Below are 23,162 nucleotides of genomic sequence, written 5' to 3'. Positions count from 1 at the left end.
GGTTGCATCCTTGCACTTATTAGCGGCTAAACCAGGTGGTTTTGTTGACGACGAAGGCATCGTTGACCTAGGGCAGAATCCGGCAGACTTAGTCATCTTAGCGGCGGCAGACTCTGTGTTAGGTGCACTCGGCGCAGCATTGGACCATCTAGGGCATCAATCTGATTTGCCTAGTGTACGTTTGGCGAATTGGATGCAATTGGTGAAACCCGCTGCCTATGACTTATATGAACATAAGGTGCTTGAAGACGCCAAGGTCGTGGTGGTGTCTTTGTTGGGTGGTGAGCATTATTGGCCTTATGGCTTTCAGCAATTGCAAGCCTGGTGTCAAGCCAAACCGGGTCGGATACTGATTATGGTGCCTGGCGATGATGCAAAGGACCCAGCGTTAAGCCAAGCTTCCAATGTTGAGCTAGAAGACCATCATCGAATCTGGCGTTATTTAAGAGAGAGTGGTTTAAGCAACTCTCAGGCCTGCTTGCGTTTCATCAGTGCGCGCTTTTTTGATAAGCAAGTCTGCTGGACTGAGCCTAGTACCTTACCAAATGCGGTGATTTACCATCAAGGTGACGTCGCGAGTTATGTTGAGTGGCAAGCGGATTATCAAAAGGAAGAAACAAGACGTCCTGTGGCGTTATTGGTTTTTTATCGTTCGTTATTGCAAAGCGGCAACACACAAGTTTTTGATGACTTGATCGACATACTCAAAGCGCAGGGATTACAGCCTTTAACAGTGGCGGTTAACTCCCTGAAAGATGATGTTGCCATTCAGCTTGTGGACACCTTAATTGAAAAAAGCCAGGCTAAGGTCATTTTGAATACCACAGGGTTTGCGGCGAATCGGGCGGCCAGTCCTGATTTATCGTCTAATCCAAGTGATTTCCAATCTCCGTTTAGTGCGAATATTCCTGTCTTACAGCTGATTTTGTCTGCTAGCACAGAAGAGGATTGGCAAGCTCAAACACAAGGCTTACGCAGCCGCGATGTGGCGATGCAGATTGTTTTACCTGAAATGGATGGTCGAGTGATTACGCGAGCCATCAGTTTTAAAGCCTTGAGTCATTTTCATCAAGCCGCTCAAATTGATTTGGTGCGTTATCAACTGAACTCAGAAAGGGCTAAGTTTGTCGCTCAGTTAGCGCATCGCTATGTCACATTATCAGCTAAGGCCAATGCGGACAAACGTATTGCGTTTGTGTTGGCGAATTACCCAACCAAAGATGGCCGTATTGGTAATGGGGTGGGTTTAGACACACCGGCTTCAACCGTCAATTTATTGAACGCCTTAAAAGATCAGGGCTATCCGATTGAAGCTATTCCTGAAAATGGTAATGCCTTAATAGAAGCTTTATTAGGTGCGGTAACCAATAACCCCAATACCTTGCATGAAAGAGGTTGCTGGCAAAGTTTAGCCCTAGAAGACTATTTAGAGCATTTCTATCAGTTGCCCTTGGTTTGCCAACAAGCGGTTTGGGATCGTTGGGGGCCACCTGAAAACGATCACAAGTGTCGTCTCCAAAATGGTCAATATCGTCTTATGTTGGCGGGCATTCGTTTGGGTGACACTTTCGTGGGCATTCAACCAGCGCGCGGCTTTAACTTAGATCTAGCAGCGAACTATCATGATCCAGATTTGATTCCACCTCACAGTTATCTAGCGTTCTATTTTTGGCTAAGACATGTCTATCAAGTCGATGCCTTTGTGCATGTTGGTAAACACGGCAACTTGGAATGGTTACCGGGGAAAGGGACGGCATTGTCCGAGCAATGTTGGCCTGATATCGCTCTTGGTGCGATGCCGCATTTTTACCCTTTTATTGTTAATGACCCTGGAGAAGGGGCGCAAGCCAAGCGTCGAACGCAAGCGGTTATTATTGATCATTTGATGCCACCGATGACACGAGCCGAAACCTATGGCGAGATGGCCGAATTGGAAAATTTGGTGGATGAATATTACCAAGCCATGGGCATGGATGTTCGTCGCGAAACTTGGTTGCGTGAGAAAATACTTGAGAAGGTAACACAAACGCATTTACTGGAAGAGTTAAGCGGTATTGATGCGCAGAATGAAGAGTCTGTTTTGGAGGGGGTGGATGCGTATTTGTGTGAAATCAAAGAAGCACAGATTCGGCATGGTTTGCACCGTCTTGGTGAGTTGCCAGAGCATTCTAAACTTGCTGATACCTTAGTGGCTTTGTTGCGTTTGCCAAGAGGGAACCAAGATGACAGTCGCGGTTTACTGCATGCTTTGGTCGCCGATCTGGCTTTGACGGTAAAGGATTTTGATCCTATGCAGGCGACTCGTTCGATCTGGATGGGAGAAAAGCCTGAGAGACTGCAAGCCATTAGTTCGAGTGAATGGCGAACGTATGCTGATACAAAAGAAAGGCTTGAGTTGTTGGCGGTGGATCTAGTACAGCGGTATTTACTGGGGGCAACAGAAACAGAAGCGTTAATGTCGTCCTTGCCTCTCACAGCGAAGCTTTTGAAACACGCTAAGCAGCAGCTATTAAAGGCGCTTCATGAGAGTGCTAAGCAAGAGATTCAAGCCTTGTTAACCGGTTTGTCAGGTGGCTTTATTGCCCCGGGGCCAAGTGGCGCACCAACTCGAGGTCGACTGGATACCTTGCCGACCGGGCGTAACTTTTTCTCGGTCGATAACCGTTCGATTCCATCGCCTGCGGCCTGGGCCATTGGTCAAACATCGGCAGAGGCTCTGCTGCAACGGCATTTACAAGAGCACGGTGATTACCCCAGTGAATTGGGTTTGTCGGTATGGGGAACGGCAACAATGCGCACCGGAGGCGACGACATTGCGCAAGCGTTTGCCTTGATGGGGGTTCGTCCAATTTGGGCGCCAGGTTCGAATCGGGTGATGGATTTCGACGTCTTGTCCTGTATGCAATTGGGTCGACCACGAGTGGATGTGACGCTTCGAGTATCGGGCTTTTTTCGTGATGCTTTTGCCAATGTCATGCGTTTATATGATGCCGCCGTATTGGCCATTGCGGACTTTGAAGAGCCGGGTACTGGCAATGTTATTCGCCGCCATATTGCCGAACGTGAGGAAGCATTATTGGCCGATGGAATGGATCCAGAGAGTGCAAAGCGACAGGCATCCTATCGGGTGTTTGGTAGTAAACCCGGTGCATACGGTGCTGGACTCCAAGGTTTAATTGATGAGCGTTGCTGGGATGAGCGCAGTGACCTTGCCGAAGCTTATGTGAATTGGGGCGGCTATGCCTATGATGGCGATAAACATGATGGGGTAGAAGCCAAAGGCGCTTTCATCGCACGCTTATCAAAACTGGAAGCCGTGGTTCAAAATCAAGATAACCGTGAACACGATATCTTAGACTCGGATGATTATTACCAGTTTCAAGGCGGTATGACCAATGCGGTGACACAGTTTCGTGGTCAAGCGCCGAGCGTTTATCACAATGATCACTCTAATCCCAGTTCTCCTAAAATCCGTACTTTAAAAGAAGAACTCAATCGGGTTGTTCGTTCTAGAGTGTTGAATCCAAAATGGATTCAGGCAATGCGTGAACATGGTTACAAAGGGGCATTCGAGATGACGGCCACGGTCGATTATTTGTTTGCTTACGATGCGACAACGGATTTGGTGGCAAATTATCAGTACGAGCAGGTGACCCAGCAGTTATTATTAGACCCAGACAATCAAGCTTTTATGCGTGATAATAATCCCCACGCGTTGGAGGAAATGGCGGAGCGTTTGTTAGAAGCCATTCAGCGTGGTATGTGGCAAGATGACAATGGCTGCGAGGCCGAGATTCAATCTTTGCTGCTTGATTTAGATCAGCAGCAAGAGCAAAAAAGATAGTAGTCTTGGGCAGAAGATTACTTATCCAAATTGACTATTAAGAGAGACGTAATGAGCAATACAGCACTCCCAAAGAAGCAAGGCATTATGATCTGTGGTCATGGCAGTCGTGACAAAGATGCAGAGCGTGAATTTGGTTTGGTCGCAAAAGGTTTGAAAAACCGTTATCCAGACTTGCCTGTGGAGTATGGCTTTTTGGAGTTTTCGGCTCCTAACATTCATATGGGGTTAGACAGTCTCATTAGGCAAGGTGTGGAAGAGATTTACGCTGTACCAGGAATGTTGTTTGCGGCCACCCATGCGAAAAATGATATTCCTTCCGTGTTGACCACCTATGAAGAAAAACACCCAGGTTTGAAGGTAACTTATGGCCGTGAGCTTGGTTTACAGGACGATATGATCGAAGCCTTTCAAGCACGAATTTATGAGTCGTTAGGGCTGGATCCAGAACAACCGCCAGAAAATCTTTACGATACTATGTTAGTGGTAGTCGGACGGGGCACCTCAGATACCTCAGCCAATGCCGAAGCGGCAAAATTGACTCGCATTGTTAACGAAAACATGGGCTTTGGCTGGGCTGACACTGTGTATTCAGGTGTGACTTATCCCTCTGTTGGTGTGGGATTGGAAAAACTTTTGAAATTGGGTTTTAAGCGTGTTGTGGTGGCACCGTACTTTTTATTTACTGGCCGTTTGATTAAGCGAATCCAAGGTTATGTTGATAAAGTCGCTAAGGAGTATCCTGAGGTTGAGTTGATTCAGACACCTTATCTGAATGATCATCCAAAGGTCATTGATGCCTTTGTGAATCGTATCGAAGAAATACGCCAAGATGATTTAGAAACGGGTCAAGAAACCTTGATGAGTTCTTTTAAGCGCCGTCTTGCTGCAGGGGAAGTCGAAGTTCATCATCACCATGCAGAGTTTGTAGACCCTCAGGACGATACGCAAGGCTTGTCTGAGTCAGACCATCAACATCATCACTCGCATGGTCATGCGCATCATAGTCACGATCATTCACACGGTCATTCACATGAGCATCATAGCCACGGTCATTCACATGAGCATCATAGCCACGGTCATTCACATGGTCACAGCCATTCACATCATGGGCATTCACATGGGGTTTACAAGCATATAGGGCATCCATTTGGTCCAAGAACCATGATAGGGGAAGGAGTATGTTGTTGTTTTATGGGGCAGTTTACAGATGACATCTTAGCGGAGGAAAAAGACCGTATAGAAGATGACTGTCGTCATACAGCACTGGCTCATAAATAGATTTTGCACGGCCTCTATTTATGCCCAACGTAAGGTAGAGTCAATGATTGAAAAGCCAATGGAAACATTGGCTTTTTTCCATATCAATCAGATATAGTAATGAAACTTTTTTCAACTCATTAACTTATCGATGGTAAAAAAATGGATCAAACTAAAAAATTCTTCTCTTTAAGAAGGGTTTTTAGCTTTACGTTTTCGTTTATCGTAGTGTTAAGTCTTGTTTTTTTGATCTTTGTAAATTCGGATTGGAATATAAAACAAATACACTTGATGGCCTCAAGCAACAAAGCTTTTGAGCGTGTTTTGCCTTCAGGGCAAAACTCTTCACTTCAGTCGACTACAGATGGTGAGACTTTTGGCTATCAAGTGACTTGCCAGCCTTTAAACCAGCCAGAAAATAATTTGTGTGGTTTGGTGTTAGTCTTGCCAAAAGTGGAAGATAAGGGATTTCCTTTAGATACTTATGATTTTCTTTCTTTCAAACTTCGCGCAGAATCGACAGCGGAAGGTTTTGATGGCCGTGTACGTATCTTTGTAAAGAGTTACCTTGATGAGAGTATAGCCTCTCCTGATGTTGTTAAAGATTATAAATTTCATGCTGTTCGAGTCGATCGTAATGGTTTTATTCAGGTGCCATTATCCCGTTTTAAGGTTGAAACCTGGTGGGAAGACATGCACAATATTCCATTTGATCTTTCCTATGTGGATTTAAGCAGTGTGCACAGTTTTGAGTTTTTTGTGCATAATTTGCCATTGCAAGACCAACGAACCTATCGGCTTAGTGTTACTGATCTTAAAGTATCGGGCATGTACCTTGAAAAGCATACGCTTTACATGATCTTGTTCTACAGCTGGCTTATTTTTGGCTTGTGTTTTTATTGCATTTTTCGATATCGAGAAGCGAAAAGAATAAAAAATCAGGCTTACCATGACCACAATTCAACTCTTTTTAACGTCAATGGATTTGAGCATAAATATCAAAAACTCTTAGGGCGTCAGGCGATTTTTTACCGTGTGAAGATCATAAATTGGAACAGCTTAGTTCGTAATTTTGGCCTCACTATGTCGAATACCTTGCTTCAAGATATCGTCCAAAATCATTTGGTCTTCTTTCGGAGTTATTTTTACATCAGTGCCCGACTGAGTCATGACGAACTGATTTTTGTTCGAAGACGCAAAGCCTTGTCCGCAGAGGATGAAGAAAAATTGATTCGTTCATTATTGTCACCTATTACTGTGGTTGGATTAGGTGAGCTTTGTTTAGACATTAAAATTGGTGCATCTATTGAGAAGTCGGTTCCCGCTAATAGTCAGCTGGTGTTGGAAAGGGCAGAAATCGCCAGTCAAGCCATTCTAAACAAAGACGAAAGAATCCAGCTGTTTAGTAATGAAATTAGTCAATTAGCCGAGCAAAAAAGCGCGATAGAGAAGCAAATTATCCAAGCCATTGAAGAGAACGCTTTTTATCTTTTGTATATGCCGATCTTTAGTGCGTCTCAGCATAAAATTGTTGGTGTCGAGGCTTTGTTAAGAAGTGATTTTGGCGATTTGAAAAATATGTCTCCAGAAGTTTATGTCTCAGTCGCCGAAGAGCGAGGTTTGGTTCGAGATATTGATTCTATGGTCATTAACATGGCATTGAATGATGTGGCGACATCCGGTTTGGAAAATGACTTTATGCTGTCCATCAATGTCTCTTCACAAGAGCTAATGGATACCTCGTTTGTGGATCGTTTTAGTGCGTTAGTCGCTCGCAGCGGTATTCGATTTGAGCGTTTGTGTATTGAAATCACAGAGACCTTTTTAATTGATGTGGATGCCGTTTGTGTGAACACTATTAAGAATTTACGAGCACTTGGGTGTCGTTTATCGTTAGATGATTTTGGAACGGGCTATACCTCATTTCAACAATTGATCAACTTCCCAGTAGATGAAATAAAGATAGACAGAAGTTTTATTACCGATTTAGGTAATGAACAAGGTCACGATGTGATTGTCGATTCGCTTGTTTCAATTGCCAATTCTTATGATTACCATGTGGTGGCTGAGGGCGTGGAAAGTAAGCTCCTGTATGATCGTTTGGTGACAAAAGGTTGTGACTTGATGCAAGGCTATTATATCTCTAAACCGATAAGCCTGGCGGAGTTGGTGATTTTAAATCAGCAGATCGTCAGCGGAGAGGTCACATTGTAGATCGCCTATAATTAATAGTGGAGGCAATATGGCGAAGTATACGGCACAGGTCGTTTGGACAAGACAAGAGGATGAACTCTTTACCGATAATCGATACAGCCGTGGCCACTATTGGCTATTTGATGGTGGCGTAAAACTTCCCGCTTCTTCATCATCACACATTGTTCCTAGATATTCTGTTGATGAAAACGTTGACCCTGAAGAAGCATTTGTGGCTTCTTTGTCCAGTTGTCATATGTTGTTCTTTCTATCCATTGCGGCCCAAAAAGGTTTTATCATTGATGAATATCGAGATGATGCCGTGGGGGTTATGGCAAAAAATGATGCTGGAAAAATGGCGATGACAGAGGTGATATTACGACCTAGGGTGACTTTTTCTGGGGATCTTCACGCTGACTTTGCTATGCTTGAGCATTTGCATCATCTCTCCCATGAAGAATGCTTTATTGCTAACTCGGTCCATACTAAGGTCATGACTGAGATACAAATGTCATGAGCCGCATTAATAGGAAACCATATGTCGAATCCTGAAATTAAAGCTAAAGGTCGTTTAACCACCCGTACTGTGGCTATGCCAGCTGATACCAACCCAGCGGGTGATATTTTTGGTGGCTGGGTTGTCTCTCAAATGGACATCGCCGCGGGGATTTGTGCCGGACAGAGGGCACAGTCGCGAGTGGTCACCGTCGCTTTAGATGGGATGAGTTTCATTCGGCCTGTAAAAGTTGGAGACATCTTGGGTGTTTATACAAGGGTTGAATCGGTTGGTCGCACCTCTATGAATATCATGGTGGAAGCATGGGTGCGAAGAGGGCGTATTGGACACAGAGAAAAAGTCACGGAAGGCCTGTTTAAATTTGTGGCCATTGACGAGTCTGGACATTCAATGCCCATTCCTAAAGAAGAAGATTTGCCCGACTATGTGACACAGGGGTTTGAAGAGTTTTAGCTTGGCTGTAGGAAATAAAAAAAGCGCTTATGTCATACATAAGCGCTTTTTTAATGTTGGTACCAGTAGGCGGACTCGAACCGCCACGCCTTTCGGCAACGGATTTTGAATCCGTCGTGTCTACCAATTCCACCACACTGGCCTTGAAAAAGGTGACACGTATTCTATGTTTTTTTCTTTGACTGTCAATTGTTTAACGAAAAATAATTAAGAAATTGAGCGCATGACTTCGTCTGACCAAAGCATGGCATCGAGAAAAGCTCGATTTAGCTCAGAGAGAGGTGTTTTGTTTAATGTTTCGATGTGTTGCCATTGTTGCTCTTCGCAGCTTATTGCCAGTGTTAAGTAGTGTCCTAACTCTCCAGATTGATGAAGAATGGCGTCAAGAACGTCGTTCTCTAGTGCTGTTTGTTCTAGTATTACTTGCTTCTCAACATTAAATACCGCGTCTATTCCGGACATTAGGCCAACCATAAAAGCGGATTCAGATAGCGATGCTTGCTCTTTTTCAGCCAGAAGTTGGCAGTACCTTGCTCGGGTTAACAGTACTTTTAGCAAAGCGTTAGGCTGAGATGTGGATGATGTTAAAGTGATTAGTAATGCCCATCGTTTTAGTTTTACTAGGCCTAAAAAGATAACCGCTTCCTTGATTGAGACAACTTTTTTGGCAATGCCACAAACCGGACTGTTTAGAATTCTGAGTAACTGATAAGACAGTTTGGGGTTCTTTTCTACCAATTGAGAAATCTCATCAATACTAATGTCTTTGTCTTGGAGGGCGTTCACCAGTTCAATGGCACCATGGGTTGCTGAATCAATTTTTTTGCCTTTGATGAGCTCAGGGCGCTGCAAAAAATACCCTTGAAAGAGGTCAAAGCCAAGTTTCTTACAAAGCTTAAACATGGCTTCGTTTTCCACTTTTTCTGCTAGTAAAACCATACCGCGACGTTTTAGTGCTGCAATCTCAGCCATGTATTTTTCTGGTGGTGTGGCAAGAACATCAACTTTGACAATGGAAACCCAAGGCAATAAAGCTTCGTAATCCGCTTTAAACTGGTAATCATCCAAAGCAAAGCGATAACCTGCCACTCGCCATTTTTCGACGGCTTGATAGAATTCTGGTGTCAGTCGCTGGCTTTCTAAGATTTCAATGTAAACCGTATCATGGTCGATCGGTAAAAATGCATCTGATAACATGAGTTCTGTGGTCATGTTAACGAAAAATGGTTTTTTCAACTGTGATTCTAGCTTAGTAATTCCAATACAGAGGTTGACCAGTACTTGGCTGGTTGCTAATTCACCATCTGAGAATTGTGCTTTTTGGGCATCCATTCCACGGAATAACAGTTCATAACCAAAAATCTCTTTATTGCGTTTGAGAATGGGTTGTTGAGCCATCATTAAGTCATCTAACACAGTTGGAAAGTCAATCATATATTGCTCTAAGTTGGCTGATTAAGATTTGTTTAATGGGATCAATGTTTTTTTGTGCATCCCTTATTCTGAATATTTAGAATAGCATTAAATATTCAGAATAAGGGATTGACAGGAAACATCCGCACCCATAAAATTCTGCGCTGTTTTGTGGGGCTATAGCTCAGCTGGGAGAGCGCTTGCATGGCATGCAAGAGGTCAGCGGTTCGATCCCGCTTAGCTCCACCATAAAACACTTCCCTTTAAGGTTTTGAAAACCTTCTGCAAAACGCAATCGCGTGATGTGGGGCTATAGCTCAGCTGGGAGAGCGCTTGCATGGCATGCAAGAGGTCAGCGGTTCGATCCCGCTTAGCTCCACCAAACTCTCTTTGTTCGGCTTAATTCTTAGTGTTTTGTTGTGGTATTCTTATCTCTTTATGACTTTGCATTGTGGCGATAAATGTCGTTAAGGACACAGAATGTTTCGGCTATATACAGGTAATCGGTTAGAGGATCTGGCTGTATTACTGGCGAAGATCTTGGCGGTATCACCGCCAGACAACCCATTTGATGACGAACACATTCTGGTGCAGAACCCTGGTATGGCGCAGTGGTTAAAAATGCGCTTAGCGGAATCTCATTCCATTTCAGCCGGATTAACCTTTCCTCTGCCGTCTACTTTTGTTTGGCATACCTTTAAACAAGCTTTATCTGATATACCGCCACAAAGTGAATTTAATAAGCCGTTTTTAGTTTGGCGCCTAATGCGCATTTTAGAATTCAGGTTGGCTGAGCCTGAGTTTGCGGCGTTAGCTTGGTATCTCAGTGAGGATGACAGTCAGGTTCGATGTTTTCAACTGTGTAGCAGTATTGCGGATATTTATGATCAATATTTGGTGTATCGACCAGATTGGATTGCCGCTTGGGAGGCCAATCATGTTGATGATCCATTTTTACAGCAGCATTTTTTAGAACAGCCTTGGCAAGCCATTTTATGGCGCGATCTCGTCTCAGACATCAGTCAGCAAGGTGCCTCTCTTTATCACCGTGGTAATTTAATCGAAGCTCTAACCGAAGCCTGTGCATCGGGCGTGCGACCAAGTGGTGTACCGGAGCGAATCTTTATTTTTGGGGTGTCTTCCTTACCGCCCAATACCCTAGAGTCTCTTCGTGTCCTGGCAGATTCTGGTTGGATTGAGATGCACTTATTTCTACAGAATCCGTGTCGTTTTTACTGGGGCGATATAGTGGATAAGCATTATCTTGGGCGTGAAATTAAGCGTCAGAATGTAAAGCCGGGTTTGCGATTAGAGGCGTTACACCTTGATGCTAACCCTTTGCTCGCCAGTTGGGGACGCTTAGGAAGAGATTACATAGGGCAACTACAAGACATTGCAAACGATGAATTAGAGGTGTTCGAAGATTACCAAACATCTGATCGCTCAGGGCTTTTACAATGGGTTCAGCAGGATGTTTTAACCCTTGAAAACCATGGCGCGCAACAAGAAACCGATCTTCATTTAAGTAACAGCGGCTATCGACATCCAATCGCAGCCGATGATCAGAGCATTCGTGTGCATGTGTGCCACAGTCCGTTACGAGAAGTGGAAGTATTGCACGATCAATTGCTCGATATGTTTGAGCGTGATCCACAGCTGACGCCGAAAGACATCATTGTTATGTTGCCGGATGTGAATACTTACAGCCCGTTTGTTCGTGCTGTGTTTGGTCAAGCTGAAGGCAATAAACACATTCCATTCGCGCTGATTGATCAATCAGGTGGCATGGAAAACCCCATTGTTGATGCGTATTTATATCTGTTGGGATTGGGCGAAAGTCGCTTTACCTTGTCGGAATTGATCAGTGTCTTAGAAGTGCCAGCGGTAATGGCCCGCTTTGATCTTTCCGCTCATGAGCTTGACCGGATCCGTCAATGGTCAGTGGAAGTGGGTATTCGTTGGGGATTGGATGAACAAACGGCACAACAACATCAGCTGCCAAAACAAGTCTCTCATACTTGGCTAAATGGTGTCCGTCGTATGTTGTTGGGGTATGCCATGGGGCACGATCATATTTGGCAAGAAACCTTGAGTTATGGGGATGTCGAAGGATTAGAAGCGGTGGTCGCTGGTAAGCTCGCTGAATTTCTGGCGTTGATACATCAAGCACAAGAGAGTTTACAGCAACCACTGCAACCGAGTGGCTGGGTGAAAACCTTGTATGCCTTGGCGGACGATTTTTTCTTACTGGAAGAACAGGACACATTTCGAGAGTTATTGTCGAATCAGCTTGATGCGTTAATGTCGGAGTGGCAGCATGCCCAATATAACGACGTTTTAGACCAATTAGTGGTCAGACAATTGCTCGCGCCAAGGCTACAAGAATCGCAAGGTAGTCAGCGATTTTTAGCCGGCCGAGTCAACTTCTGCACCCTGATGCCAATGCGTTCTGTGCCGTTTAAAGTGATCTGTGTTTTAGGGTTAAACGAGGGAGATTATCCTCGCAGTGTGGCGCCGATGGGCTTTGATTTGATGGTTGGCCATTATCGCAGTGGTGACCGTAGTCGCCGTGAAGACGACAAATACCTCTTCCTAGAAGCCTTAATGTCTGCTCGAGAGGTGTTTTACTTGAGCTATGTCGGTCGCAGTATTCAGGACAACAGCGAGAAAAATCCATCCATCTTATTGAGCGAATTACTGGAGTACTTAGGTCAGAGTTGTGTCTTTGATGAGGATCAAGACCTTGCGCCAGATAGTTCGCAACAGGCTTTTTTACATAAAGTGGTGACTGAACACCCATTACAGCCTTTCAACCGACTGTATTATCAAATGGGAAATAGCCCGTCCGTTTTTTACAGTTTTAACCAGCATTGGCTGCCAGCCTTGATGACGAAGAAGCAAGACGTTGAGCGAGACGTTTCACCTTTAGCCACGTTTGAGCAAGGTACCGATACATTGGCTTTAGATGAAATAGTGCGCTTTATGAGTCATCCGACGCGTTATTTTACTCAGCGTCGGCTGAAAGCGTACTTGTCCTTAAAAGAAGAGCAAGAGCTGGAAGACGAACCCTTTACACTTGATGGTTTAACGGGTTATCAATTAAAAGATGCCTTATTACAAGCCATGTTGAATGGCGAAGAGCAAGTGTTTTTACAGCGTTTAGCACTGACTGGCGTGATGCCATACGGTGCGTTTGGCCGCTTATCCTTGGCGCAAAGTCAGCAACAATGTCGTCAGCTCTATCAAGTTCTGCAAGGATACGATTTGGCAAAGTTACCGCCGTTAGAAGTGCATTTGTCCTTGGGTGCTTTGACCTTGCAAACTTGGTTAGATATGCCGACGGCTACAACGCGTTTGTCCTATCGTATGGGGGACGTGTCTGCCAATCAAAAAATGCGCTTTTGGATTGAGCATTTGGCATTGTGCGCGCAAGGTACTGCCAAGCAACATCATCTGATTAATCTGCTGAAAACGGGCAAGCTGCTTGAACATGAGTTTGTGATATTGCCACCCAATGAGGCTCAAGTGCATCTGCTTGAGTTGACTGCCTTATTGCAATCCGGTTTGTCTCAGCCTTTGCCTCTTCCAGCAAAAAGTGCCGATGCTTGGTGTAAAAGCTATTGTGCCAGCAAAACCGCGGAAGACCATGATGCGGCTTGGTCGCAGGCTTTAAAAACCTATCAAGAAAGCACCAGTGCGTTTACGTCAAGCGAAGTAGAGGATGCTTATTGGCAACGTTATTTCCCTGATCTAACGGCACACAAAGCCCATTTTGTTTGCCTTTGTGAGCAGGTTTGGTTGCCCATGCATCGACATTTGGAGCAAGCTGAATGAGCGACATCGATCACTTACAGAGTATTCCGGAAACGCTCGATGCCATGTCGTTTCCTCTGTTTGGCAAACGCCTTATTGAGGCCAGTGCAGGGACAGGGAAAACCTATACCATTGCCAACCTGTATCTGCGTTTATTGGTGCCGACGGGTCAGCCAGGGGATTTGGAGCAGCCATTAACGGTAGATCAAATTCTGGTGGTGACCTTTACCGAAGCGGCCACCGCGGAATTAAAAGCGCGAATTCGAGCTCGTATTCGCGGCGCGCGTAAAGCCTTAATATTGCAGCAGAGTGACGATGTTTTTCTGTCTCAGTGGCTCAGTGTGATGACGGCAGAACAGCAAGCGGATGCGATTGAAAAACTGCTTTATGCTGAGAAGCAAATGGATGAAGCAGCGGTGTTTACCATTCATGGTTTTTGTCAGCGCATGCTCAGTCAAAATGCCTTTGAAAGTCGTATGCTGTTTCAGCAAACCATTGAAACGGATGAGCAGGCGCCACTTGCGATGGCCGTGAAGGATGTTTGGCGGCGTGTTTTTTATCCAATGAGTGACAGCAAAGTTGCGTTGATAAAGCCCATTTGGTCGACGCCGGACGCTCTGCTGCGTGATTTATATCTGTTGAATAATCAGCCTGACGCCAAAATATTGGCGTCAGATTATGATTGGGAAGCCGCCTTACAATCGGCTCAGCAGCAAATACAAATTGTTCGTGAAACTTGGTTAGAGCAGTCACAAGATATCATTGATGCATTAGAACACAGTGGCATTAAGCGTACCTTCTGGCGCAAGGACCCTGCGAAAGATGTATCGGCCATGCAGCAGTGGGCGACATCTGGACATTTTGAACTGGATAAATGCTTAGAGAAGTTTGATGCCAATGAACATGCAACTCGCATCAGCAAAGGAGGGGAGGTGCCACAGCATTCTTTCTTTGGGCTGGTGGCCGAATTGCGACAAGCTTTCCCTGAAGCCGGTAAACTAAAAGCAGTGCTCTTAGTATCCTTGTGGCAACAGGTGAAAGAGCGCATGACTGAGTGGAAGCGAGCCACTCAATCTCTGACCTTTACGGACTTGCTAACCTCCTTAGATCAGGCTTTGACGCAAGATGACAGTGGCAAGTTAGCGCAGCGGATTCGACAGCTTTATCCTATCGCGCTTATTGATGAATTTCAGGATACGGATGCGGTGCAATATCGTATTTTTTCTGAGGTTTATCAGCCTGCAAGCACCACGCAGGCCAGTCTTGGTTTGATTATGATTGGTGACCCTAAACAAGCCATTTATGCCTTTCGCGGGGCTGATATTTATACCTATCTGGCGGCCAAAAAACAGGTGGACGCTGTGTATTCACTGGCCACCAATTACCGTTCATCCGCCGCCATGATTCAATCTGTGAACGCGTTGTTTACCACGCAAGACTCTCCGTTTCGTGTGTCTGGGATTCCTTTTGTAGCGGTACAAGACCGAGGTGTACTGGGGCAATTTCAGCGCCATGGTGAGACACAAGCGGCATTGCAGTTTTTGTATCAAGCATCAGAAGAGTCGGTCTCACCAAAGGATTATCGCGAGCAAATGGCCGAAGCCTGTGCCGCCCATTTGCATGAGCTTTTATTGTCGGGGCAGCAACAACAAGCGACGTTGTCTGGTCAAGGTGTGCGGCCTCAGGACGTGGCTTTGTTGGTGACGAATTTCAGCCAAGCCAATGCGCTAAAAGAGGCCCTTCGTCAACGTGGCATTGCCAGCGTGTATTTGAGTGACAAAGGTTCGGTATTTGAAACGGTTGAGGCCAGAGAGTTGTTAATCGTTTTAACGGCGATTCTGTCTAACGGCCAAGAAGGCAAGTTGCGTTCGGCGTTGGCGACCAGTTTGGTGGATTGGTCCTTGTTGGAATTAGACACATTGAATCATGATGATGTGGTGTACGAAAAGTGGGTACAGGCTTTCCAGGGGTATTTAACCTTGTGGGAGCAACAGGGCTTATTGCCCATGCTGCGCGTTTTTATGCAGGACGTGAGCTTAGCCCCCAACATGCTGCGTCATGTAGACGGAGAACGACGCCTCACTGATTTCTTGCACCTTACTGAAAAGCTTCAAGAAAAGTCCTTGGAATTGGATTCGAAAGAAGGTGTTTTACGCTATCTTCGTTTGTCTATCCAGTCGCCAAATGGCAACAGTGATGAGCAAAAAATTCGTCTCGAAACAGATGCTGAACTGGTGCGTATTGTGACTATTCACAAGAGTAAAGGTTTGGAATATCCCATTGTGTATTTGCCCTTTGCTCTGACACCTTATCAGGATAGGGAAAAGTCAGCCCTTTATCATGATGCACAGCAGCAATTGTGGATTGCGATCGACCCAGATGAGGCGCAAACCGAGCAACACAAAGAAGAATTGTATGCTGCAGAAATTCGATTGGCCTATGTGGCATTAACTCGCTCTAAAGAGGCTTGTTTTATTGGCTGTATGGACGTTGGTAAAAAAGCCACTAAGAGTCGAGAAGCGTCGTTAGATGTGCATTTAAGTGGTGTGGGAGCGTTATTGGCAGAAGGTGAGGCCTTCGCTGCTGGGGATTTATACCCAAGTCTGTTGCGATTGTGTGAAGCGCATACCCTTAAGCAAATGAAGCTTGTCGACTTACCATCAGAGCCTTCGGTTCTACCTCGATTTGAAATGCAGCAAGCACCATTAGAATCAGCCAACGCACGTGAGTTTATGGGAAGAGTGGAACGAGACTGGTGGATTGGCAGTTATTCGTCACTGGTGGTGGAAGACAAAGAGATTCGTGACGAAAGCTTACCTGGTTTAGATGAGTTAGTGACGGTTGAACCAATGGATGCCATGTCAGTGCCCTTACCTGAGGCGATTGCTGAGTTAACAGTAGAGCCGCAAGCGAACCGCTTTAGCTTTCCAAGAGGCGCGGCGCCCGGAACCTTTTTACATGATTTGCTAGAAGGGAAAGCTCTGCTTGAGACGATTGATAAGCCTAGCTTTGCGGATCTGATCCGAACGAATCAGCAGGCTAATATGGCGGCTTATTATCAACGAAATGGCTTTCAGGATTGGCAGTCGGTGTTAACTGAGTGGTTACCGGATATTTTGCAAACAGAATTGGAGGCGGGAGCGACCTTGGCCACACTACCTGTGTCGGCTTGTCGCAAAGAGATGGAATTTTTCTTACCGGTAAGCCATATGAATGCATTGCAATTGGATGCGCTTGCCAGAACCCATGACCCTTTGTCTAAACAAGCGCCAAGGATTCAAGATCGCCCCCTAAAAGGCATGTTGAAAGGTTTTATTGACCTATTGTTTGAATGGCAAGGTCGGTATTACGTGTTGGATTATAAATCCAATTATTTGGGGGAAGACTTTAAAGACTACGGTGAAGAAGCATTAAATCATGCGATGCTGGATCATCGTTATGATTTGCAATATCAACTTTACACCCTAGCTCTGCACCGGCTGCTGCGGCAACGTTTGCCTCACTATGATTATGAGCACCATATAGGTGGTGTGGTTTATGGCTTTTTGCGTGGTATGTCGCCACAAAAGGAAACGGGTGTGTTCCGTACGCGTTTGACTCTAGCGCACGTCAATGCCATGGATGCTCTGTTTCAAGGGAAACCTATCGGTGAGAATGACACACGTGGTCAATCGACTTCTCAAGAGGCAATACAGTATGGACTCTTCTAAGCAATTGGATTGGTTGAACGCCGATATGGATCTTCTCTCTGATGAGGTTCACTGCTTGGCAGATTGGCGAAACCGAGGTATGTTAAAGGCCATTGACGTGCAATGGATTGAGCAATTGGCCACTCATGCTGGTGAATCTCATGTGGCGGTGTTAATGGCTGGCGCATTATCCAGTGCGGCATTGGGAGCAGGACATATCTGTATGGATTTAGCCGATGTGTGGTTGCAGCCACCGGAAGGCATTCGAGCTAATGAGTTGCAGCAAGTTTTAATGACGTCAGGTGTGCATTCTGTTGAGCAATGGTGTCAACAATTATGGCAATCAGACCTGGTTTGCCAAGCCGAAGCCATAACAGAGAAGCCGATGGTGTTAGCAGGAACTCGCTTGTACCTTTACCGTTATTTTCAATATGAACAGTCGGTCTTAAGTTATATTAATCGTCAACTGTCGGCGCCAACTCGACCATTCGATCATGCTTTGATTGGTTCGTTATTTCCCGCTGATAGCCACGAGCTTGATTGGCAGAAAGTGGCGGTGGCCAATGCAGCAAGCTTGCCATTTTCCGTTATTAGCGGTGGTCCGGGAACCGGGAAAACCACCACAGTGACCAAATTATTAGCCTTACTGGTGGCGGAATCTCAGCAACAAGGTCAAAGACTGCGCATCGAACTGGCAGCCCCCACAGGAAAAGCGGCGGCTCGGTTAACCGAATCGATTGCTGGAGCTAAGGCTTCTTTGCCCCTAAGTGATGACATTAAACATGCTATTCCAGAGCAGGCGAGCACATTGCATCGTTTGTTAGGGAGCGACTTCGGGCGCAGCCGTTTTAAGCATCATAGTGATAATCCATTGCATCTGGATGTGTTACTGGTCGACGAAGTGTCCATGGTTGATTTGCCAATGATGGCCAAATTGATTGATGCTTTACCAAGCCACGCTCGCTTGATTTTGTTGGGAGATAAAGATCAGCTGGCTTCGGTTGAAGCTGGCAGTGTGCTCGGTGATTTGTCCTATGGTATTGAACAAGCGTATTTTCAACCGAATTGGGCGGATCACTTGTTTGCTTGTACAGGAGAGGAGGTGATGCGTTTTGCCAATTCGACGGCGCCGCCGATCAGTCGAGTACTAACCTTATTGCGTAAAAGTTATCGCTTTGATGCCAACAGTGGCATTGGTCATTTAGCGAAAGCCATGAACACCGGTGAGGCGAATCATGTGATGGCGTGTCTTGATCAAGATTATCAAGACGTGCAATGGCATGAACCGGATGATCATCAAACCAAACCAGACATAGCGCGTTTGGCCAAAGGCTATGATGATTATTGGCAAGCGGTTGGCGAAGGCGCAGACATTAAGGCGGTTTATCATAGGTTTTCTCAATACCAAATCTTGACGGCGGTACGACAAGGTGAGTTTGGGGTTGAGCGTCTAAATGCTCATTTTGAGCAATATTTTTATCAACGTGGTTTGCTGCGTGACCCTCATCTTTGGTATCCGGGGAAAGCCATTATTCTGACCCGTAATGATGCGGCACTGGGGTTGTTTAATGGCGATATAGGAATTTGTCTGGCCGATGAAGAGCAGCGGCTTAGGGTTTGGTTTATGCAACCTGATGGTGAGTTTGTTGGCTTGTTGCCAAGTCGATTAAATGAGTATGAAGTGGTGTTTGCGATGACAGTACACAAATCTCAAGGGTCTGAATTCTCAGAGGTCGCACTGGTGTTGCCTATGACACCGTCACCAGTTTTGACAAAAGAGCTTGTCTATACCGGCATTACAAGGGCAAAGCAACGTTTTACCTTGTGGGGCCGCCGTTCACTCATTCGTTTGGCGGCGGAATCTCGTATTAAACGTTATTCGGGACTGCTTGAAGCGTTATGGGGTAAACAGTTGTAAGCCTGACTGGGGATGACTTGATTTTATAGGTTTTGACGCCATCAATACGTAAAGCAAAAAAGTGTATGAAAACATTGAATTAAATATTCTATTGCAAGCAGTGCTAAGGCAAGGTTTTGTGATAAGGTAAGCGCACATTTTGACACTTTGTAAAGTAGGAAAAGAGTAAACACTAATGGCAAAAGAAATTGTTTTAACCGGTGTGACCACTACAGGCACTCCTCATTTAGGCAACTATGTGGGGGCGATTCGTCCTGCGATCGAAGCAAGCCGTCAAGAAAATACCGAATCTTATTTTTTTCTTGCGGACTACCATGCTTTGATCAAATGCCAGGATCCCGAACGTGTGAAACAGTCTCGTTTGGAAATTGCAGCGACCTGGCTAGCTTGTGGATTGGACACGGATAAAGCAACTTTTTATCGTCAATCGGATATTCCAGAAATTACGGAATTGAATTGGTTGCTGACCTGTGTGACAGCGAAAGGTTTGATGAACCGTGCACACGCTTACAAAGGGGCAGTAGACGAAAACCTAGCCAATGAACAGGATCCAGATTTCGGCATCACCATGGGACTGTTTTGTTATCCTGTGTTGATGGCGGCGGACATTCTTGCGTTTAATGCGCACAAAGTCCCTGTTGGGCGCGATCAAATTCAGCATATCGAAATGGCCCGTGACATTGCTGGTCGCTTTAATCATTTGTTTGGTGAGCATTTTGTGTTGCCCGAAGCAGTGGTTGGGGAAGAAGGATCGATCCTAAAAGGCCTTGATGGTCGTAAGATGAGTAAGAGTTACAACAATACGATTCCATTGTTTGAAACAGAGAAGAAGCTGCAAAAAGGCATCAACAAGATTAAAACCAACTTGTTAGAACCTGGTGAAGCGAAAGATCCAAACGATTCAACGGTATTTGATATTTACCAAGCGTTTGCGACACCTGAACAAACCGCTGAGATGCGTCAGAAGTTTGTCGATGGCATTGCTTGGGGTGAAGCGAAGAAGGAACTCTTTGCCTTGATTAATGGTCAACTGGCTGAGTCTCGTGAAAAATATCATGAATTGATGGCGAATCCAGCGTATGTCGAAGACGTACTTCAAGCTGGCGCTGAAAAAGCACGTGCACGTGCACGTCGTATGGTTTCAGACCTACGCAACGCGGTTGGTCTAGTGAATTTTAAATAATCGGAGAAGAACTGTGAAAACAACTGCATTTGCCATGTTTATGGCGTTTATTTTAGCAATCGGCGCGGGTGGGTACAGCGCTGAAGTGCAAGCTAAAAAGTTTGGTGGTGGTAAAAGCTTTGGTAAAAGCTTCTCTATTTCCAAGCAAAAAAGTGCGACTAATTCGACCTCTAAAGCAACTAACAGTACGAATAGTTCGACTAAAAGCAAAGGCTTTTTGGGTGGTCTAGGTGGCGGTCTGTTGGGTGGTTTGCTTGCTGGCGGCCTATTTGCAGCCTTGTTAGGCAGCGGCGCTTTTGATGGTATTTCGTTCGGAGATATCTTGTTATTTGCCTTGATTGGCTTCTTGATTTACAAGTTTTTCATTGCGCCAAAACGTCAGGCGGCTCAAGCACAGGCGCAAGCTGGTGGCATGTACCGTGATATGTCAGGTGCGTCTCAACCTGCTCAACCGACCGCCATGCCTGGTTTGTCCGGTTTTGGTGGTATGCCAGACATGCAGTTGCCACCTGGTTTCGATGAGCAAGCCTTTGTCGCGGAAGCGAAGAAGCATTATGTGTTGCTGCAAAAAGCCTGGGATGACAACAATTTTGATACCATCTTGGATTATGTTAGCCCTGAGCTTTACAATATGTTGGTAACTGAGCGTGCTAAACATGGTGACAATAAGCCAGCCACAGAAGTTGTTTCTTTAATGGTAGAGTTAGTGCGCGGTGAAATGTCAGGATCCACTGCGTCGATTTCTTTGCAATTTTCAGGATGGATTAAAGAGGGAGATGAAACCTCTGAAACCAATGAAATTTGGCATTTAGAGAAAAATCTATCTTCTGCAAGCGGTAACTGGGTTATCGTTGGTATACAACAAGACAACTAATTGTTACTTAAATTAGCTCGAAGACTCATCGCAATTTGGCTAAGCTAGACAAAGCTTGTGATGAGTTCTAGAGTATTTCTTTATTAAATTGAATATGGATATGAGCCATGTCGGAATTAGCACCTATTAACGAAACGGGTAAAGGCGTTACTGAAAGCAAGAAAGGTGAATTGCTTCAGTACCTTACTTTTAAACTAATTGACGAAACGTACGGCATCAACGTCATGCAGATTAAGGAAGTTTTGCGTTACAGCGAAATTGCTCCTGTCCCGGGTGCGCCTTCTTATGTGCTTGGTATCGTTAACTTACGCGGTAATGTTGTCACGGTAGTGGACACACGTGTTCGTTTTAGTCTGCCAGAATGCACCATCACAGATGATACACGTATTATTATAGTGGAACACGACGGAGAGCAGATTGGTCTGCTTGTTGATGCCGTGCAAGAAGTCTTCTATCTGTATCAAGGTGAGATTGAACAGAGTCCTAGCGTTGGTAATGATGAAGCCTTGATGTTTATCCAAGGTGTTTACCAAAAAGAGGAAGAGCTGGTTATCTTGCTGGAATTGGATCGTATGTTTGAGCGTAATGATGCGCTTGGCATTGAAGCAATGAGTTAATAGCAAAAGCTTGTTAACGAAAAAAGCCATGCAGATGAGAGTCTGCATGGCTTTTTTACGTTTAGAAAGGCTGAACTTTTCCGTTATCTTTCCCAGTACGCTTCTTCTAAACTGTCTTCACGCTCGGGCAAACCACGAGAGAGACGAGGTGCATTTTGCACAAGGATTTCATAGCTTACTCGATTCGAATATTTGCAAATCTGGGCAAACGAAGAGTAGGCAAGGAAAGGCGCAGCGTGCTTGCTGGAATTCGGTAAGCTGTCTTTGTGGAAGTGGTTGGCTGAGATATCGTGCAATAACGCCGATAAAGCACCATCACCCGCGCCGTTGGTGTTGCGGATTTTTTCAGGTCCACCCATATAAGGGTCGATATGAGAAAAGACCTTGATGGGGTTTTGGCACGCAGAACGTAGCATAGGACGACTAAATTCCCAGCGATTGAAATCCGCAAGGCGGCCAGACTTAATTGGGTTTGTGGTTTCGCGCTTTACTGTATCGTCAGTATATCCACATAGATACATACCATCAGGACCGGCCGTTAATAACACAATATCAACGTACTCTAGAATTTGATCGGCTGCTTGCAGGGGATCAGATAGACCTGTTAGCGCTTCGGCTTCTAGCTCATTCATTGCTAGGACATTGACATGACGCTTGATCAAATCCAGTAACTCGTCTTTATTTTCTTCCACTAGATGCTTGGTGCCAAGGGTAAGAACGGTCGGTACTTGATGTTGATGGGCGTGTTCTAATGCGGTCAACATGGCTTGTTTGATGGGTTTGCCTTGGTGACGTAATGGGTAGGCACAGGTAACCAATGCCGCACTGCCTGCAATGATGTTCTCAGGAATGTGTTCAGCATTGAGCTCATCCATATCTCCTGGTGCAATGGCAAAGGTGCGTTCCCCATCTGGCGTGATTAAGGTGATGCCTCGACCTATGTCGCCAGACACGCCTTGTAAATGGTTCATGTCTACCTTACTACTGGTATGACAAATGTAGTGGTAAGCAGGTGAGCCTAAGGTGATATTGGCTGACATCACGCCGAGCAACACAGACTTATCATCGGCAAGGACGGAGTAATTATGTATGGTATTGCCGATGGTGCCACCTGCAAAATGATCGGAAATACAGCCTTGAGCGGCAAGTTCACGATAGATGGCGGAGGCCGTATCAGTATCCACTAGATTGGATAGCCCTTTGTGAATGCTAAACTGTGACAGAAATTCATCAGAAACATTGGCAACCACGTCAACAATGGTTTCGTCTAACCCAACAATGTAGGTATCTTTATCCGGTTGCACATCAATGGATGGTAAGATGGGCTTAGGTTGAGATACTGGAAAGTAATGCTTGAGTTTACGTCTACCGGGGAATTTCATGCTGTT

General features: G+C 45.3%; 13 protein-coding genes and 3 tRNA genes. 13 read left to right on the top strand and 3 right to left on the bottom strand.

Translation table 11 applies throughout. From position 1 onward, the window contains the following. Nucleotides 1-10 precede the first annotated feature (10 nt). From cobN to MAR181_RS13040, 5 genes are all read left to right on the top strand, one after another. Nucleotides 11-3,844, top strand: coding sequence for a cobaltochelatase subunit CobN (gene cobN / locus MAR181_RS13060; protein WP_013797068.1), 3,834 nt, complete (start codon nucleotides 11-13; stop codon nucleotides 3,842-3,844). 51 nt (nucleotides 3,845-3,895) lie between these two features. Beyond that, entirely contained in the window at nucleotides 3,896-5,125 is a 1,230-nt protein-coding gene (locus MAR181_RS13055) for a sirohydrochlorin chelatase (protein WP_013797067.1), read from the top strand. A gap of 303 nt (nucleotides 5,126-5,428) precedes the next feature. Beyond that, the gene (locus MAR181_RS13050) at nucleotides 5,429-7,318 is read left to right on the top strand and encodes an EAL domain-containing protein (protein WP_171810323.1); all 1,890 of its coding nucleotides are present in this window, start codon (nucleotides 5,429-5,431) and stop codon (nucleotides 7,316-7,318) included. 28 nt (nucleotides 7,319-7,346) lie between these two features. Further along, nucleotides 7,347-7,814 (top strand): OsmC family protein, encoded by a 468-nt coding sequence (locus tag MAR181_RS13045; protein ID WP_013797065.1) that lies wholly within the window; start codon nucleotides 7,347-7,349, stop codon nucleotides 7,812-7,814. A 21-nt stretch (nucleotides 7,815-7,835) separates the two neighbouring features. Then, nucleotides 7,836-8,267, top strand: coding sequence for an acyl-CoA thioesterase (locus MAR181_RS13040; RefSeq protein ID WP_013797064.1), 432 nt, complete (start codon nucleotides 7,836-7,838; stop codon nucleotides 8,265-8,267). 57 nt (nucleotides 8,268-8,324) lie between these two features. Here MAR181_RS13040 and MAR181_RS13035 read toward each other — a convergent pair. Together MAR181_RS13035 and MAR181_RS13030 are read right to left on the bottom strand one after the other, a co-directional pair. After that, a tRNA-Leu gene (locus MAR181_RS13035) sits at nucleotides 8,325-8,409 on the bottom strand. Nucleotides 8,410-8,474: 65 nt separating this feature from the next. Next, nucleotides 8,475-9,701, bottom strand: coding sequence for an EAL and HDOD domain-containing protein (locus tag MAR181_RS13030; RefSeq protein ID WP_013797063.1), 1,227 nt, complete (start codon nucleotides 9,699-9,701; stop codon nucleotides 8,475-8,477). Between the two features lie 152 nt (nucleotides 9,702-9,853). Between MAR181_RS13030 and MAR181_RS13025 the strand changes: the two genes are divergently transcribed. From MAR181_RS13025 to MAR181_RS12990, 8 genes are all read left to right on the top strand, one after another. Next, nucleotides 9,854-9,929 (top strand) — tRNA-Ala (locus MAR181_RS13025). 57 nt (nucleotides 9,930-9,986) lie between these two features. Then, nucleotides 9,987-10,062: transfer RNA gene (locus tag MAR181_RS13020), tRNA-Ala, on the top strand. 98 nt (nucleotides 10,063-10,160) lie between these two features. Further along, nucleotides 10,161-13,514 carry an exodeoxyribonuclease V subunit gamma gene (gene recC, locus MAR181_RS13015; RefSeq protein ID WP_013797062.1) on the top strand — a complete coding sequence of 1,118 codons (3,354 nt, stop codon included), beginning with the start codon at nucleotides 10,161-10,163 and terminating at the stop codon, nucleotides 13,512-13,514. Beyond that, nucleotides 13,511-17,203: an exodeoxyribonuclease V subunit beta gene (gene recB, locus MAR181_RS13010; RefSeq protein WP_013797061.1), complete on the top strand. Its 3,693-nt coding sequence runs from the start codon at nucleotides 13,511-13,513 to the stop codon at nucleotides 17,201-17,203. Before recC ends, recB begins: the two co-directional genes overlap by 4 nt. Beyond that, a complete protein-coding gene (gene recD / locus MAR181_RS13005) occupies nucleotides 17,190-19,100 on the top strand; it encodes an exodeoxyribonuclease V subunit alpha (RefSeq protein WP_013797060.1) in 1,911 nt (636 codons plus the stop codon). The genes recB and recD overlap by 14 nt, the downstream gene beginning before the upstream one ends. A 175-nt stretch (nucleotides 19,101-19,275) precedes the next feature. After that, nucleotides 19,276-20,283 carry a tryptophan--tRNA ligase gene (locus MAR181_RS13000; protein WP_013797059.1) on the top strand — a complete coding sequence of 336 codons (1,008 nt, stop codon included), beginning with the start codon at nucleotides 19,276-19,278 and terminating at the stop codon, nucleotides 20,281-20,283. 13 nt (nucleotides 20,284-20,296) lie between these two features. Further along, entirely contained in the window at nucleotides 20,297-21,157 is an 861-nt protein-coding gene (locus MAR181_RS12995; RefSeq protein WP_013797058.1) for a Tim44 domain-containing protein, read from the top strand. Between the two features lie 107 nt (nucleotides 21,158-21,264). Beyond that, nucleotides 21,265-21,774, top strand: a complete 510-nt coding sequence (locus MAR181_RS12990; protein WP_013797057.1) for a chemotaxis protein CheW — start codon at nucleotides 21,265-21,267, stop codon at nucleotides 21,772-21,774. Between the two features lie 83 nt (nucleotides 21,775-21,857). Here MAR181_RS12990 and MAR181_RS12985 read toward each other — a convergent pair whose 3' ends face one another. Continuing rightward, nucleotides 21,858-23,156: an inosine/guanosine kinase gene (locus MAR181_RS12985; protein WP_013797056.1), complete on the bottom strand. Its 1,299-nt coding sequence runs from the start codon at nucleotides 23,154-23,156 to the stop codon at nucleotides 21,858-21,860. Nucleotides 23,157-23,162: the final 6 nt, after the last annotated feature.

This window comes from Marinomonas posidonica IVIA-Po-181, from assembly GCF_000214215.1.
GTDB classification, from domain to species: Bacteria; Pseudomonadota; Gammaproteobacteria; order Pseudomonadales; family Marinomonadaceae; genus Marinomonas; species Marinomonas posidonica.
The sequence above is the reverse complement of the archived record's forward strand: the minus strand, read 5'-3'. Positions and strand labels throughout refer to the sequence as shown.